This is a genomic window from Bdellovibrio sp. HCB-162 (assembly GCF_047344985.1).
Classification (GTDB): Bacteria; Bdellovibrionota; Bdellovibrionia; order Bdellovibrionales; family Bdellovibrionaceae; genus Bdellovibrio.
This window is the reverse complement of record NZ_CP178861.1, coordinates 628,735-643,651: the sequence shown is the minus strand read 5'-3', so window position 1 is coordinate 643,651 and position 14,917 is coordinate 628,735. Positions and strand designations below refer to the sequence as shown.

Genomic DNA, 14,917 nt, shown 5'->3' with positions numbered 1-14,917 from the left:
ACATTGGCGGGATGGAAAAGATCAAAAGTCAGCTATTGAAATTTTATGAAGCCAATGAAACCAAATTGGATATTTTATTCTTTTTGGGCGGCTTCTTTTTTGATGTTTTAACTTTGTCTGACGTCGATGATATTTTGGGAGTGACCCAACAAGTTGCGTATCTTTTGATCTTGGGTGCGATTCTTTATTTTGATTTCTTGGGTCGCCACGAGGCTTTTCAAATTCCGAAGCGCTTGGAAAAAATCTGGGAATATCGACAACTGGCTTTGCATTTTCTTTTAGGAAGTCTTCTCAGTCTCTATTCTTTGTTCTTTCTTAAAAGCGCTTCGCTTTGGTCATCGATTGTCTTTATTGCACTTCTTATGGGCTTGATGGTGGCCAATGAGTTTAAACGCGTGCGCGAAAGCGAAATCAACATCAAGATCGGTCTGTATGTCATTTGTGTGTTTTCGTTCTTCTCGATTCTAGTTCCCGTGCTTTTGGGTTTTGTTGGTATTGTTCCTTTTCTGCTTTCGATTTTGCTCACGGGCTTCACTCTTTACGGAGTGTATGGGCTTCTTAAAAGAAAGATTTTAGACAATAAAGCTTTGCTTCGAGGGCTCGCGGCTCCAGGAGCCATTGTTCTTGTTTTGTTCTTTGCTTTTTATTTTATCGGTTGGATTCCGCCGGTTCCTCTTTCAATTCAAAACATGGGCATTTACCACATGATTGAAAAAGCGGATGGAAACTATATTGTCTCTTCAGAAAATTCAGGATGGATGTTCTGGCACACGGGAGATCAGGAATTTCTTGCAGAGCCTGACGACAAAATCTATTTCTTTGCACAGATCTTTTCTCCGGCGCGTTTTAGTGATTCGGTGATTTTGCATTGGTACTTTAAAGACCCCAAAATGGGATGGCAGACTACAGATCGAATTCCGATGAATATTTCTGGAGGACGTAAGAACGGTTATCGCGGATTTGCGTCAAAACAAAATTATTCTGAAGGCAAATGGCGCATCAGTGTTGAGACGACCGATGGCCGCGAAATTGGTCGCATCTATTTCACCGTAACAAAAACGCCCGAGATCAATCCCGAGCGCACATTTTATAAAACGATTTATTAGATTATTTTCTTCCGCACGTAATGTGCGTGAGGCTATAGAGTTCTTCACCGCGAAGATCTTTAAACATCTTCACTTGGATAGTTTTTTCCAAGTGATTGGCTTGAGGAACACCTTTCACATCAAAAGTGAAATAGATGTTGTTCAGATACGTGTTTTCAGCAAAAGAAATTCTTGAGCGCGCTTCTTTAGCAAGATCTACCTTCGCCATCTTGAAATCAACAGCAGAAAAATCCTTTGATGAACTCATCTGCATGCAAACTGCATCTGCAACACCCATGGCTACTGAATCAACCGCCTGGCTTCCACCTACGCCGAAAAATAAGCGCTGACGAGTGCCGCTTTTAGAATCCGCCATCAAAGATTTTAGATAAGGATTTGTGATCATAGGTCCCTTTATAAGATACTGCTCCATCTCAGAATTTCGATCACTTGGAATGACGGAAATATCCACCGCTCCTAAAGACAAGGAGTTCACACCCACATCACTTTTAAAAATAACAACATCCCCTTTAAACTCGCTTGAAAGGTTCATAGGCAGGGACTGAATGTCTGTCATGGCTTGCGCAGAAAACGAAAGAGCCAACAGGAACCACACCAAAAGGCTTTTCATAAACACTCCCAAATAAATGAATTCGTTCCATTTGTTAGCAATAAGGGCACCATTTTCCCCTCAAATATAGAGAAACTGCTCCCTTAAAACATGTTTATGACTTAGGCAGCGCTCTAAATTGTCACCGTTCTCAAGACTAAGGCTGAGTCTTTATGCTTATAAACGCGGTTTTATTGACTCCCGTTTTTGATTAAATTCACAATAGCAAATAACCTTTGGGAGCCTACTATGAACAAAATATTTTCACTGACGTTGCTGACATTTTCATTTTTCTTTATTGGTTGTGCATCGATTCCTCAGGCAGATAAAAAACTTGATGCTGAAGCCAAGTTATTCAAAGCACATCCAGAGAAGTCCATTCTCTATGTCTATCGTAATGAAGCTATGGGCGGCGCCGTTAAAATGGATGTCGTGGTCGACAATGAACTTCTTGGCGAAACAAGAACAGGCCACTACTTGTGGATCAACATGCAACCCGGCGTTCATGTTATTTCAAGTCGAGCAGAAAACTCTCACGATATCGAATTAAAAACAGAACCTGGGAAAGTTTATTATGTATGGCAAGAAGCCAAAATGGGCATTATGTATGCGCGTACAAAGCTTAACGTCGTCGATGAAAAAACAGGACAAACGGGAGTTCGCGAGTGCAGCTTAGTGCAACACCGCCAACCCCGCGGCAACGTCAATGCAAGACTTCACTAATTAGATTTTCTTAAGGGCTTCTTCCAAATCGGCGATAATGTCTTGGGCATTTTCCAAACCGATCGACAAACGAATCGCGCGCGGATCGATACCACTTTCTCCGCGCTTTTCCGTTGGAATCGCTGAATGAGTCATGAAGCCCGGAACCTCGATCAAAGTTTTTGTCAGGCCTAAGCTCACTGCCAACGTGATTGCGTAAGAATTTTTTGCGATATCATCGACGAACTTCTGACACTTTTTCATGTCGCCTTTAAGCTGGAAAGAAATCATCGTGCCTGGAGCAAATGTGTTCTCTGGAGACTTCAAATATTTTTTCGCAAGCTTAAACTGCGGATGAGTTTTCAAACCTGGATAAGTCACACTTTGAACTTTTGGATGCTTTTCCAGGAATTGAGATACTTTTAAAGCCGTACTCTGCTGCTGCTCAAAACGAATGGCTTGAGTTGAAATTCCATACACAAGAATATGCCATGCCGAATACGGATGAATGATCGCACCGAAATCTTTACGGGCCACACGTAACATGCTTTCGTGTTCTTTCGGAGCAATCACAGCGCCGCCCATTTCCGTTCCAAAGCCTGAAATATTTTTCGTCAAACTTTGAATAACAAAATCAATACCCCATTCAATAGGTCTTAACGCCCACGGAGTCGCAAACGTATTATCCACAACAGTGTAGATTTGATTTTCTTTTTTACGTTTCTTATTGGCTGCTTTCACAAGGCTTGCGATTTTTTCTAGATCCGCAATTTCCAGAATTGGATTGGAAACAGATTCAAAGTAAACAACGCGAGTGGCAGGATCTGCGAGTTCTTTTTCTAAAACTTTAAAATCATTTACATCAATCAAAGAATTTTTAATTTGTAAACGAGGAAGCCAATTCGTCAAAAGACTGTAAGTGCATCCGTACAAAGTTTTGTGAGCCACCACTTTATCGCCCGCTTTTAAGAGCGACATCAAAGTGGAAGCAATCGCGCCCATGCCACTTCCGAATGTCACGGCACACTCGCCTTTTTCTAAAAGAGCCAACTGGTCTTCCAACATTTTTGTCGTTGGCTCTTCCAAACGATCATAAATCCAAATCGGCGAATCCGTCTTTTGTGCACCGAAGGTACTAAAACCTTCCGCTCCGCGCTCCAGCGATCCCAAACGGAATGTTGTGGAAGCAGTCATTGGCGGAATCAAGTGATGAGAGAACTCCCAAGATTGCGATAAGAATTCACCGTGAATGGCTTGCGTTCGCGGCGATTTAGATGACTTCTTTTTCATGGATTCCCTCACTTTTATAATGGAGGAAATAGAGCACACATTCTAAAACTTGGGAAGAAAAGAGCGCCGGAGCCGCACAGCGCTTTCATGCTGCAACGTATCTTTTACGTCTTCTTACGAAGAGTGATGAAAAAATATTGCGCGCCAGAGGAAGAATAAAGTTCCAACGAACCCGTCCCCTGGATTTTCAATGTAGAACCGGTTTCCACAGAGTTTCCCAGAGCAGAAAATATTCCCGCGGCGCAAAATAAATAATGAGTCCCGGAATCCAGAAGTAGTTTCGAGGACTTCCCCGCCTCAATTTGGTTTACAGTTAAATTCGCAGAGATCTGATCGCGACGATAAATCACGCCAAGATCACTCACTTCGCCACTCACCAAGCGACAATCCATGGGAGTTTCTCCAGAAAAACGCAAAGACTTTAGAGGCTCTAACTTTTCATCATTTAAAAAAAGTCCCGCACCTTTCCACACCACAAGCAGGCGATCGCAACCTGAAAAGTTTGAAAATGGGGAAGAAGTTCCCACCGTCGCCGAACTCACGCGCCACAAAAAATCATCACCGGGAAATGCCGAACCTTCCGGAGAAATATCAATCTGGGCGGTCGAGCCCAAACCATTTTTCCACGGCATAATCTGGTATTCGGAACTTTTGATTAATTTTGTGTCCATATGCATTCTTATAGCCAAATGATCTTCCAGTTGAAAGAATTCTTTTCAGTATGAAGATTTTAAATTTGCGCGAGCTTAATCACAAAGAATTAGAAATCAAAAGAACCGGCGAAAAACTTTCTCACTCCTCTGTTTTAAGTGAACTCGTGGATTTTTCAAAATTCTTTACGTCTCACGAGATCATTCCTCCAGGGCGAAAAGCTTCTTCACCTCATTCGCACAGTCACGATGAAGAAATGTTTTTGGTTCTTGAAGGACATCCCACACTTCACCACGGAGAAAAATCTTACGAACTATCCCCGGGGGACTTCGTGGGCCTCAAGCCCCAAGATCCATTCCATCATCATCTTGAAAATAAAACTGCTCAAGAGGCACACGTTCTGGTTATTCGTTCTAGGTCAGAAGGCGATGAAGTGGTTTATAAAAATAAACCTGAGAATCCTATTCCAAGAATCGAAACGGATCGACTTGTGTTGCGCCCCTTTACTCTTAGTGATGCCAAAGAAGTTCAACGCATGGCTGGAAATATCAAAGTTGCTGAGATGACCGCTTTGATTCCACATCCTTACCTTGATGGCATGGCGGAAAGTTGGATTGCTACTCACGCAGATCATTTTTGCAAAGGCCAAGCCGTAAATTGGGCGATCACACTGAAAGATACAAACACTCTTGTAGGTTGCATCAGTCTGGGTATTTCTCAAAACCACCAACGCGCGGAAGTCGGCTATTGGATCGGTGAAGAGTTTTGGAGTCGAGGTTTTTGCTCGGAAGCTGCGATTGCAGCCATTGACTTTGCCTTTACAAGACTTCGCCTCAAAAAAATCACATCCTCCCACATGGCCATCAACCCAGCCTCGGGAAAGGTAATGCAGAAGGCAGGTATGGAACAGGAAGGTTATCTCAAAAAGCATTTCCATAAAAATGGACGTTGGATTGATATGGTGGTCTACGGGATTCTCAATCCAGACTTTATCGAAAAATAGTCCTGCCCTCGGAATTTTGATTTGCTTACGGAAGCCTCGTAGTAAAATCAAAATATGAAAAAAATAAATGTCCTTCTCTGGATCGTTCTGTTAGCTGGATGTTCAAGTTTTCAAAAACGCGCGCCTCAATCGGAGCTTTCGCGTTCTCCGTGGTTTTTTGAGCAAACCTTTTATGAAACCCAAGATCCTTTCGTTCAAAGCGTTTACCTGCGAACGGGATATTACTTAGAAGCTGAACCTACAAACTTTAAAGGCTGCGTGCTTTATCTCGAAGGTCTTGCAGACTCCGTTGCAAACCACAGTGCTTTATTCAATAAACTCAGCAAAGCCGGATATCGCGTGATCTTTTTTGATTATATGGGACAAGGCGGATCGCAGGGCTCCATGAACAACACGCGTATCGTGGCACCTCTTTCATCTTCCTTACAAATTTCTACGCAAGCGAAATTTATTTGGGATCGATACTCTAACCGCAAAGATGAATACTTCGGCCGCGATTGTTCACAAAGTAAAAAAATGGTTGTGGGTTGGTCAACAGGAGGACTTGCGACCTACGGCCTTGCTCACGAAGGCTGGGCTGATGCCGTGGTCTTGGTCGCTCCGGGAATTCATCCTAAGAAATTTGTTGGTGAAGCTGCGGCCTCACCGAAACTGATGTTCACATTAGATCAGGTGATTTCCGAAAGAACTCTTACGCGTAATAAGTTTGAGAAAAGTTTTAACCCTCACGTCGATCCGATCAAACCGATTTCTCCGGCTGTCGTTCCACTTTTTGCCACGAACCTGTTGTTATCGTCAGAATTTTCGCAAGGCTGGGAGATCCCTAAAAAAACCGCAGGATTGGTTTTCCTCTCGGGAGTTGAAGACACTTACGTGGATCGCCTTGCCACAGAAAAAACTTTGAAGAAAAAGGCTTCGCATTTCAAAGTTATCGTCTACAACGGAGCTCTTCACGAAATCGACAATGAAATTCCGGAAGTGGCCAATGACATGCACGAAAAAACAGTGCAGTTCTTTGATTCTTTTCTGGCAAAACATTAATCAATCACTTCATCAAGGATCCGCGCAATCGCCAATTCCTGAGGAGGAATTCTTTGTCCTCCTTCAAAATCCCAAGCAATCGACAGCATCGTTTTCGCAAAAGCCCAAGCGCGAATTCTTTGCGGATCAAATGGGAGTTCTTCACAAAGCACATCCAATCGACGCAAAATGAAGGCCTTTAAAGATCCCGATGGAGACCAATCTAAGGGATTGTATATCATCGACCCCACTTCAGACACTTTGTCGCCGACGTAACCGTGCGGATCAATAATCTTCCACTCTGTTCCCGAAAGCAGAATATTGTCGTGGTGAAGATCACCGTGCAAAAACACATCGCCAGAGGACGGCTGTGAAAGTTCGCGGTAAATGGCGACACCCTTGTCTAAAAGTTTTTTCTCTAGGACTCCGTCAAGAAAACGGAAAGAAGAAATCAATTCGGCCAAATGCGGAATATGTGGAGGAACATTCACTTGATGAGCCACGTACAAGGACTTTATCAAACGAGCTACCGTTCGCGTGGCTTCATTATCATGCCCCGAAATAGTAAGCCCTTGCAAAGTTTGTCCTGGATTTAGCTCTTCCATGAAAAACACATTGAAATCGCGATCAAACGCTACTACCTGTGGCGACAAACCTTGATAAGAGGAAAGCCACAGCGTCTCCTTGGAATAATCAGCGCCTGAAGGTCCCATTTTCAAAATAGCTTTGGTGCCATTTTCCATCGTCACTCGCGCGACAAAGTTAAAACTGAGATTATGAACAGGCGTGAGCGACTGCAGTTTCCACTTTTGCGAAACCTTTTGCAAAAGCAGTGGCAGCTCCGCTAGCCACGCCTTTCCTTCGGCTCCATAAACTTCAAGAATATTTTTTGTAAATTCTTTTGGAAATTCCATCAAAACTAGACTAGCAAAGGAATTCCTGCATCGTCATGAGATTTTTTTGTCAAAAAACTTGCTTTCAAAAATAATTCATGAACTAATTAGTACATAAACGGAGATGCAATGGCCAGACCCAAAGATCTCGAACGCCGGGATAAAATTTTAAAGAACACATTGAAGGTGTTAAGAAAACACGGCGGCTGGGATTTATCCTTAAACGAAATCGCGCGACAGCTTCATACCTCCACGCGCATGCTGGTCCATCACTTCGGTACAAAAGAAAATTTAATCAATGAATGTAAAAAGAATTTAGAAACCCGTCTGCACAAGAACCTTTCCAGCGCCCCTCCCCACAAAAACTGGAAAGGTCTTGTTTGCTCTGCGTGGGAAAGCTCTTTGCAAGATTCTCACAGGGACGACCGCAGACTGAGTTTGATTTCAAATCTTCAGAGTCCGCGCAAGTCACAGAATCAAAAGGACAACGAACGTGTTATCGGCTCCCTCCGCGAACTTCTCCCCTCCCGATTGAAGAAGTTCGCGGAGGATGTATTTATCTATGCTATGGGCTTGGATCTTTACGTCCTTTCGGGAGGCAGCACGGATAAAGCCCTTAAAAATCTGCAAACTTACTTGCGCCGTCTTGAAGACAAAGCTGCATAGATAAAAACCTCATTCTTCTTTGTAAGAAACCTTTTTCGGGGCTAAATTTTTTCCGCGTTCCAGATGTTTGAATATCTGATCGACCTCTTTCTCAAACGCTTTTTCGTCTTGATGAAGACCATTTAAAACTGTACTCCAATGACGAACGATTCCCGCCATTGCGACGGCCTCTTTAATTTCCTGAGCAGTCGCTCCGTCTGCTTTTGCGAACTCAGTTCCCGCGTAGACACAGTATTGACAAGGGATCTGACTTGAAACTGCAAGACCGATCAGATCTTTGGTTTTTGCATTTAAGACAGTATTTGGATTCATCTCGACAGCCTTAAACTCATTCCAGGCACCAGCAATACCGGATTCGGGATAGGCTTTCATAAAGTTAGGAACAAAACCTATTGAGTTTTCCATGTCCTTATAAGCCGATGCCGCATCAGTCACCACGACGTTTTCTTTACCCTGCGGCGGATTCTTCATGGATTTCACAAATCGATCCACGTCCATCTTGAATCCGGTCATATCTTGTTGAGTTCCGTACAGATAATTACTCCATCGGCGCACACTTGCAGAAACAGCAATTGCAAAATTCAACTCGGCCGTTTTTGCGCCATGAAATGTCGCCGCTTTTCTGTGGAAGTAAACGCAATAGCGGCAAGGAATTTGCGAGGCGACGGCAAGCCCGATGAGTTCCTTTATCTTAGGCTCAAGCGCCGTGTTGGGACTTAATTGAATCGACTTAAAATCTTCCCATGCTCCCGGCAGCGCTTCCGGTGGGAATTCTCTTAGAAACGTCGGCACCATTCCAAACATACCGCGTATTTCAGTCATGGTTTTACTATTGTCCATGGTCTGCTGTTTTTCGGCGGCCAAACTTAAAGAACTGGCCATTAACAGAGCTATAAAAACAATCCGTGTCTTCATAAATCACCTCTTTCTAAGAGGGTATTTCGAGCGGCTTAGGTCATCTTTTCAAGATTTTTACAGGGGGTCTGCAGACAGTCAGGGGCCCGACCAGGGGCCAGATCGTTTATAACGGATTTGAAAGCCATTATAAGCGTTCTCAACGAGTTTCTACACAATTGAGTTTTTTCCTCTTTATATCGCCTTTTATTTAGGCTACAACCAGGGCTCCAATATCGGTCTCTCTTGAGTTAATAGCGTAGGGCTCATTTCTCTTTAGTAGTACCCCCATCCTAAGGAGGAATACATGGGCAAAAAATTATACGTTGGAAACCTTTCTTACCAAATGGACGATCAATCTCTTGGTGATATCTTTGCTGAATTCGGCACAGTTGAATCTGCACGCATCGTAACTGATCGTGAAACTGGTCGTAGCAAAGGTTTCGGTTTCGTTGAAATGTCTTCTGATGACGAAGCTCAAACAGCGATCACAAAATTGAACGGCACTGAGCAATTGGGCCGTAACATGAACGTTTCTGAAGCGAAACCAATGGCTCCACGTGAAAACCGTGGCGGCTTCGGCGGCGGCAGAGGAAACTCTCGCGGTGGCGCAGGCGGCGGACGCCCTCGTTACTAAGATTTTTCTTAGAAATTAAGAATGCTAAAAGGGGATCTGTTGAAGATCCCCTTTTTTATTTTTCTTCGGCTTGAACTAAACGCACTGACATCTTGTTATTTTCTAAAACATCCTTGGCTTGAATTTGTTCAACACGATCGTTGTAAGCGATCGACACTTGAGTTCCTTGAATCGCGTGTAAAAGTTTGCGATGAAGTCGTTTTTCCTGTTGAGTCGCCTCCTTCACAAGTCCGTTAAAGTCACTTACGGCCGCCATTGAAATCGAACTGCTAACAAAACTGATTAAAACGATAAAGAAGCGCATCCTTGCCCTCCTGTTTAAGTTCCTATCTATAGGAGTCCTGGGAAAGGTCCGTCGGTTAATAATTTGCAGCTTAAAGCAATCTCAAGCTGACTTTTTTTATGTCCTCACTTAATTTTGATTTCATGAAGAATTTAAAAGCTGGAATCCTCTTTATTTTTATTACAGTGACTCTGGACATGATCGGGATTGGTCTAGTTATTCCTTCCCTTCCTGACATCATGAGACGCTTTGTAACGTCAGAAGCCAGCGTATCGGAGTACTTCGGATACTTTATTGCGCTCTATGCACTGATGCAGTTTATTGCCTCGCCTTTATTGGGAGCCCTTTCAGATCGTTTCGGTCGACGCGCAATTTTATTGGTGTCGCTCTTTATCGCGGGATTTGATTACATCCTGATGGCTTATGCTCCGACAATTGAAATTCTTTTTATTGGCCGAGTGATCTCAGGCCTTACCGGAGCTAACATCACAGTGGCCATGGCCTACATCGCTGACGTGAGTGATGATAAAAATCGTTCAGCGAATTTCGGGATGATTGGTGCCGCGTTTGGCTTGGGATTCATCATCGGTCCCGCGATCGGCGGTTTGCTAGGACACATGGGACCGCAGTATCCATTCCTCGTTGCTGCTGGAATGAATTTGCTCAACTTCCTTTTTGGTCTTTTCATTCTTCCTGAATCTTTACCCAAAGAAATGCGTCGCAAAGTGGATTTGAAAAAAACAAATCCACTCAGTTCCTTGAAAAAGATTTTTCAAGCCAAACACATTCTGGGTCTTCTTGTTGTGTATTTCTTTTTTCAATTGGCAGGGCAAACACATCCTTCCATTTGGACTCTCTACACAGAGACTCGCTTTGGTTGGACGACGGCGGAGGTTGGGATTTCTTTGGCGCTTGTCGGAGTTCTTTCTGCAATCGCACAAGGTTGGCTCACACGCATTGTGATTCCAAAAATCGGTGAACGCCGGGCCGTTGTTTACGGAGCTTTCGGATATGGAGTGACGTTCTTTCTTTTCGGAGCCGCAACGCAAGGTTGGATGATGTATGCGATTTTGATTGTCTCTTCCATTTTCTGGGTGTCTCAACCGGCGTTGCAATCCATGATAACTCACAAGACCCCGTCGCAAGAGCAAGGTGAACTGCAAGGAACGCTCGTAAGTTTGGCTTCGCTCGCAGCAATCATCAATCCTCTTGTGGCGACAAAGTTGTTCTCTGTTTTTACCGCGAATCCACAGGGGGTTTATATCCCGGGCGCTCCTTATTATTTCGGGGCCTTGATCTGCGTCATCTCGTGGATCATTATCGCAAAACAAAAGACGGCTTAATTCGAGACCGCTCAATAATTTGAAAGCTCATTTTTCTCAATGAGCTTTCACTCTACTTTAAATTCTTAAAATCTTGTTTCTAGCCTCTCGTACCTTCACAGCTTTGTGATAATATTAAAAAGTCAGCTGCAAGGCGCGAGGGGGTCGTTATCTATCACGGAGAACGTTTTAATAGCATTACTCATTTGATCGGCGCAGCTCTTTCTGTTGCTGGCACTTCGGTGCTCGTGACAATGGCTACGATTCAGGGTGATGTTTGGAAAATCGTCGGCACCAGCGTCTATGGTGGGATGCTCGTTCTGCTTTATACGATCTCGACTTTGTATCACAGCCTGCAAGGGCGCGCGAAAAAAGTTCTGCAAAAATTAGATCACATCGCGATTTATCTTTTGATCGCAGGAACGTACACACCGTTCACGTTAATCACATTGCGAGGACCGTGGGGTTGGTGGCTCTTTGGAATTAATTGGTCGCTGGCTTTGATCGGAATTATTTATGAACTAACAATGGCTCATCGCACGCGCATTCCTTCGATGATTATTTATGTCTTGATGGGATGGCTTGTTGTTGTCGCGATGAAACCTCTGACGGCGGCTCTACCAACAGCAGGAGTTGCTTGGTTGGCCTTGGGTGGAGTGTTGTACACAGGTGGCATTGGTTTCTTTTTGTATGACGAAAAGGTCCGACACTTTCATGGCATTTGGCATTTGTTCGTGATGGGTGGAAGTATCTGTCAGTACTTCTGCATTCTCTTTTATCTTGTCTAACTCAGCGTGATAATTTTTTTTGAGTCGGAGTCATTTTGACTCCTCATGCATTGGCATCGTCTTTGTATTGTTCCTTCTTGTTACCAATTAGGAGGGAAACAATGAAATCACTAACCACCATTCTTTTGATCACACTTTTTTCTTTCAACACATACGCAGGAATTCTTGATTGGATTCGCCCTGATCCTCGTCCAGGAGATGGTCGCGGTGGCGGTCGTCCTCAAGTTACGTGCACAGCACGCGATACTGGTTGGGAAGAACACTGGGGTGCGCACAGAGACTGTCGTGAGTGTTTAGCAAAACACGGAAACTGTATCGAAACTTGCGAATCAAAATACTTCACATGCCAAGCAGAAGGTGTTGATTACCGCGGATACAAAATGACAATGGAAGCTCGCGGAGAGTCTCGCTACTACACAGAACGCGAAGCGATCGACCGTTGCCAATACCGTTACGACAACTGCCGCATCGTGAGCTGCAGCGAAAATTCAGAGACAGTGTCTCGTCGTTCTTGCCGTTAATTTGTACGATCTTTTTTATACCCATGAATCATACCTGCCACGAGATTTTGCTTCTCGTGGTAGCTTTCGTATAAAGCGCCTAAGACATGTATAACGACTGCAGCCATCATAACGTCTGCGATGATGTCGTGAAGTCTTTCAACCCATTCTTCGCCGAAGAAGCGATCAGTTCCCATCATGAAACCTGTGAGGCCTAAGCCAATCACACAAAGCATAAGAAAGATCATCATCCATCCTGCGATAGGATTGTGAGACATATACACGCGCCGTGATTTGAAGTTGCGCAGATAGCGAAAGACGGTGCCGGGACTCGCAAGCCATGTGCTAAAACGTGCGTAGTAACTGCCGAAAAATCCCCAGATAAATCGCACTGTCACAAAGCCCGCTGCAATATAACCGATGACAGCATGCGGTTTCTCACCTTCTTCGGTAAGAAAATAATTAAGGAAAATACAAAGGACCAACACCCAATGAAATAGGCGAACAAAAACATCCCAAACGTAGATTCTTGTTTCGACTTTCATTTGTCTGGTCCCCTTAGAGAGAACTATTTTTTGTTCTCTTTTACAACCGATCCGTCTACGGGATTGTAATAGATTTCAACTTTCTTGCCTTCTTTATCCCAACCGTAGATTTCGTAGCAGTTGCCATCGATCTTGAATTTTTTGATCTTGTATCCTTGTGACAAAATCATTTCTTTCATTTTGGCTTCTGGCATCCATTTATCTTTCGCTTCTTTTGTGCAGTCCGGGCCTGCGAAAGAAACAGATCCAGCCAAAAGAATGAACATAGCAAAAAGAGCTTTCATTATAGACCTCCTAAGTGGTTCCCTCTTTTCCCTAAATCTTTGTCCCTTGTCCAGGGTCTAGCGTCCTCTTATGTGTCACTGAAAACAAGATGAAAATTAGTTTCCTCTTGAAAGTCATGTTATCCTGAGAAAAGAAGGGACTATCGCTTGAAAAATCTGCTTTCCTCTCTCTTAGAAACGCCGTCGCCCTTGGATTTACAGCCGCGCCTGGAGCGGCATGCCTGCGTTTCCGTAATTTTAAAGGGTCCTGATTTAGACAACTTAGAAATTGCCTTTATACAACGCGCTTTCAACCCTGAAGACCGCTGGTCCGGCCAGATTGCGTTTCCTGGCGGTAAAAGAGAAGAATTTGACGAAACTGATTTGGATGCCGCCATTCGCGAAACCAAAGAGGAAGTTGGCGTTGAATTAAGTCGCACAGAATTGTTAGGCCGCCTTGATGACATTCAAGCGCGGAAAGCGGGTACACTTCTGGATTTCTACATTCGTCCTTTTGTTTTTCATGTGACCAGGGATTTCGGCATCACACTGGATGCCTCTGAGGTCGCGGATTTTTTTTGGATTCCTATCAAACACATCAAAGATCCACAAAGACAAACTCAATATGAAGTGAAACGCGATTCAGGTATCGCGCAACTGCCAGCCGTTTATTTGGATCGTGAGCCCCCACTTTGGGGACTCACGTATTTGATGGTGCTGAATCTCTTAGAGAGATTTCGCGGAGTCATAAAATAGGATAAGCACTTTCAAGTTTGAGCGCTTTGGCCGTCCAAGGACTGTTCGGCAGATTGGCTTTCATTTGTTCCACGTAATTACGAGCTTGCTGACGAGTTTGTTCTGAAAGCTCTTTGCGTTCTTCCATGGTACTCACTGTTGCAAAATCTCTTTTTAAAAACTGATTTAAACTGAAATCGCTCAAAAGAGATTTATTTGTCAGAAGCCAAGAAAGCTCGAAGTGATATTGAATCATTTCATAAAGAGCTTCTTCAAAAACGCCCACAGCGGGACCCCATTTTAAAATCACGTTGTACTTTTGAAAGGCTGTTGGGTAATCGCGCTTTAAGATAAACATGCGCGCTTCATTTAAAACATTTTTCCCGTACATCTGGCGCGAATCATTGAGCATTCCCAAAACTTCATTTTTCCAGGGTGACTGCGGATATTTATCTAAAAAAGCACGGTACTGAAGATTCATGAGAAACGGAGAGTCTTCGGTTTGCGCCAGAGCCGCCCCTAAACTGAACGCCACAAATTCCATTTGACGATTTTTATCACGCCAAGACTGCTTGATTTCTCCATCCACGGCGCGCAACAAAAGCAAATGAATGTATTCAGAGTCGTTCAGGCCTTTCCAATTTGTGATGTACATATTGGCTTCATTCATCGCCATAATGAAATCTTGAGCGTTCAAGAATGTTTCAATGTAGCGACGAAAAGCTTCGCGATAACTGTTGGGATAGTTCACATAAAGACTTCTGTAGTATTCAGCGGGTTTGCACTTGTTATAACCTGCTTCCGCTTTACGAGCGCTGGCCCACAATTCCGCTTCTGTCGCTTTGTAATCGATCTTTGTATCCTCAGGGCAAATCTGAATGTAAGGATCTTCGATAAATCCAAGTTCGAAAAGAATACGCTGCAAAGTGGATGTGCGGGCGGACGCTGCTTGAGAAACCAGGATCATTGCAAGAATCAAAAAAACCTTTTTCATAAAATTTCCCCTCAAAATAAGAAGGGCGCTTCCCCC

Annotated in this window: 19 protein-coding genes; 10 read left to right on the top strand and 9 right to left on the bottom strand. The window is 43.8% G+C overall.

From position 1 onward, the window contains the following. Positions 1 to 11 precede the first annotated feature (11 nt). Entirely contained in the window at positions 12 to 1,106 is a 1,095-nt protein-coding gene (locus ACLSSO_RS03205; protein WP_295901500.1) for a DUF2914 domain-containing protein, read from the top strand. A 1-nt stretch (position 1,107) separates the two neighbouring features. On the opposite strand, the gene ACLSSO_RS03200 is transcribed toward ACLSSO_RS03205, so the two are convergent. Beyond that, complete coding sequence (locus tag ACLSSO_RS03200; protein WP_413944038.1) at positions 1,108 to 1,716, bottom strand: hypothetical protein; 609 nt, start codon at positions 1,714 to 1,716, stop codon at positions 1,108 to 1,110. A gap of 228 nt (positions 1,717 to 1,944) precedes the next feature. On the opposite strand from ACLSSO_RS03200, the gene ACLSSO_RS03195 reads away from it, so the two are divergent. Next, positions 1,945 to 2,418 carry a DUF2846 domain-containing protein gene (locus ACLSSO_RS03195; protein WP_413944037.1) on the top strand — a complete coding sequence of 158 codons (474 nt, stop codon included), beginning with the start codon at positions 1,945 to 1,947 and terminating at the stop codon, positions 2,416 to 2,418. Here ACLSSO_RS03195 and ACLSSO_RS03190 read toward each other — a convergent pair whose 3' ends face one another. After that, positions 2,419 to 3,687 carry a trans-sulfuration enzyme family protein gene (locus tag ACLSSO_RS03190; RefSeq protein WP_295901509.1) on the bottom strand — a complete coding sequence of 423 codons (1,269 nt, stop codon included), beginning with the start codon at positions 3,685 to 3,687 and terminating at the stop codon, positions 2,419 to 2,421. It abuts the gene before it with no gap. A 104-nt stretch (positions 3,688 to 3,791) separates the two neighbouring features. After that, positions 3,792 to 4,358, bottom strand: a complete 567-nt coding sequence (locus ACLSSO_RS03185; RefSeq protein ID WP_413944036.1) for a HutD family protein — start codon at positions 4,356 to 4,358, stop codon at positions 3,792 to 3,794. Between the two features lie 50 nt (positions 4,359 to 4,408). On the opposite strand from ACLSSO_RS03185, the gene ACLSSO_RS03180 reads away from it, so the two are divergent. Together ACLSSO_RS03180 and ACLSSO_RS03175 are read left to right on the top strand one after the other, a co-directional pair. Continuing rightward, the gene (locus ACLSSO_RS03180) at positions 4,409 to 5,341 is read left to right on the top strand and encodes a GNAT family N-acetyltransferase (RefSeq protein ID WP_413944035.1); all 933 of its coding nucleotides are present in this window, start codon (positions 4,409 to 4,411) and stop codon (positions 5,339 to 5,341) included. 54 nt (positions 5,342 to 5,395) lie between these two features. Continuing rightward, the gene (locus ACLSSO_RS03175) at positions 5,396 to 6,382 is read left to right on the top strand and encodes an alpha/beta fold hydrolase (RefSeq protein WP_413944034.1); all 987 of its coding nucleotides are present in this window, start codon (positions 5,396 to 5,398) and stop codon (positions 6,380 to 6,382) included. On the opposite strand, the gene ACLSSO_RS03170 is transcribed toward ACLSSO_RS03175, so the two are convergent. Next, positions 6,379 to 7,275: an aminoglycoside phosphotransferase family protein gene (locus ACLSSO_RS03170; RefSeq protein WP_413944033.1), complete on the bottom strand. Its 897-nt coding sequence runs from the start codon at positions 7,273 to 7,275 to the stop codon at positions 6,379 to 6,381. The genes ACLSSO_RS03175 and ACLSSO_RS03170 overlap by 4 nt on opposite strands. A gap of 108 nt (positions 7,276 to 7,383) precedes the next feature. On the opposite strand from ACLSSO_RS03170, the gene ACLSSO_RS03165 reads away from it, so the two are divergent. Beyond that, entirely contained in the window at positions 7,384 to 7,920 is a 537-nt protein-coding gene (locus ACLSSO_RS03165; protein WP_295901523.1) for a TetR/AcrR family transcriptional regulator, read from the top strand. Between the two features lie 9 nt (positions 7,921 to 7,929). On the opposite strand, the gene ACLSSO_RS03160 is transcribed toward ACLSSO_RS03165, so the two are convergent. Further along, positions 7,930 to 8,835 (bottom strand): carboxymuconolactone decarboxylase family protein, encoded by a 906-nt coding sequence (locus ACLSSO_RS03160; RefSeq protein WP_413944032.1) that lies wholly within the window; start codon positions 8,833 to 8,835, stop codon positions 7,930 to 7,932. A 286-nt stretch (positions 8,836 to 9,121) separates the two neighbouring features. Here ACLSSO_RS03160 and ACLSSO_RS03155 point away from each other — a divergent pair, with 286 nt between their 5' ends. Beyond that, entirely contained in the window at positions 9,122 to 9,451 is a 330-nt protein-coding gene (locus tag ACLSSO_RS03155; protein WP_295901529.1) for an RNA recognition motif domain-containing protein, read from the top strand. Between the two features lie 55 nt (positions 9,452 to 9,506). On the opposite strand, the gene ACLSSO_RS03150 is transcribed toward ACLSSO_RS03155, so the two are convergent. Continuing rightward, entirely contained in the window at positions 9,507 to 9,755 is a 249-nt protein-coding gene (locus tag ACLSSO_RS03150) for a hypothetical protein (RefSeq protein WP_413944031.1), read from the bottom strand. A 98-nt stretch (positions 9,756 to 9,853) separates the two neighbouring features. Here ACLSSO_RS03150 and ACLSSO_RS03145 point away from each other — a divergent pair, with 98 nt between their 5' ends. From ACLSSO_RS03145 to ACLSSO_RS03135, 3 genes are all read left to right on the top strand, one after another. Next, positions 9,854 to 11,077 carry a TCR/Tet family MFS transporter gene (locus ACLSSO_RS03145; protein WP_413944030.1) on the top strand — a complete coding sequence of 408 codons (1,224 nt, stop codon included), beginning with the start codon at positions 9,854 to 9,856 and terminating at the stop codon, positions 11,075 to 11,077. 149 nt (positions 11,078 to 11,226) lie between these two features. Beyond that, positions 11,227 to 11,844 carry a PAQR family membrane homeostasis protein TrhA gene (gene trhA, locus ACLSSO_RS03140; protein WP_413944797.1) on the top strand — a complete coding sequence of 206 codons (618 nt, stop codon included), beginning with the start codon at positions 11,227 to 11,229 and terminating at the stop codon, positions 11,842 to 11,844. 101 nt (positions 11,845 to 11,945) lie between these two features. Next, positions 11,946 to 12,365 (top strand): hypothetical protein, encoded by a 420-nt coding sequence (locus ACLSSO_RS03135; RefSeq protein WP_295901537.1) that lies wholly within the window; start codon positions 11,946 to 11,948, stop codon positions 12,363 to 12,365. Here ACLSSO_RS03135 and ACLSSO_RS03130 read toward each other — a convergent pair. Together ACLSSO_RS03130 and ACLSSO_RS03125 are read right to left on the bottom strand one after the other, a co-directional pair. Then, positions 12,362 to 12,889, bottom strand: coding sequence for a cytochrome b/b6 domain-containing protein (locus ACLSSO_RS03130; RefSeq protein ID WP_413944029.1), 528 nt, complete (start codon positions 12,887 to 12,889; stop codon positions 12,362 to 12,364). The genes ACLSSO_RS03135 and ACLSSO_RS03130 overlap by 4 nt on opposite strands. 23 nt (positions 12,890 to 12,912) lie before the next feature. After that, positions 12,913 to 13,173, bottom strand: a complete 261-nt coding sequence (locus ACLSSO_RS03125) for a PepSY domain-containing protein (RefSeq protein WP_295901542.1) — start codon at positions 13,171 to 13,173, stop codon at positions 12,913 to 12,915. A gap of 147 nt (positions 13,174 to 13,320) precedes the next feature. Between ACLSSO_RS03125 and ACLSSO_RS03120 the strand changes: the two genes are divergently transcribed. After that, positions 13,321 to 13,908, top strand: coding sequence for an NUDIX hydrolase (locus ACLSSO_RS03120; protein WP_413944028.1), 588 nt, complete (start codon positions 13,321 to 13,323; stop codon positions 13,906 to 13,908). On the opposite strand, the gene ACLSSO_RS03115 is transcribed toward ACLSSO_RS03120, so the two are convergent. Further along, positions 13,898 to 14,881 (bottom strand): hypothetical protein, encoded by a 984-nt coding sequence (locus tag ACLSSO_RS03115; RefSeq protein ID WP_295901548.1) that lies wholly within the window; start codon positions 14,879 to 14,881, stop codon positions 13,898 to 13,900. The genes ACLSSO_RS03120 and ACLSSO_RS03115 overlap by 11 nt on opposite strands. Between the last annotated feature and the right edge of the window lie 36 nt (positions 14,882 to 14,917).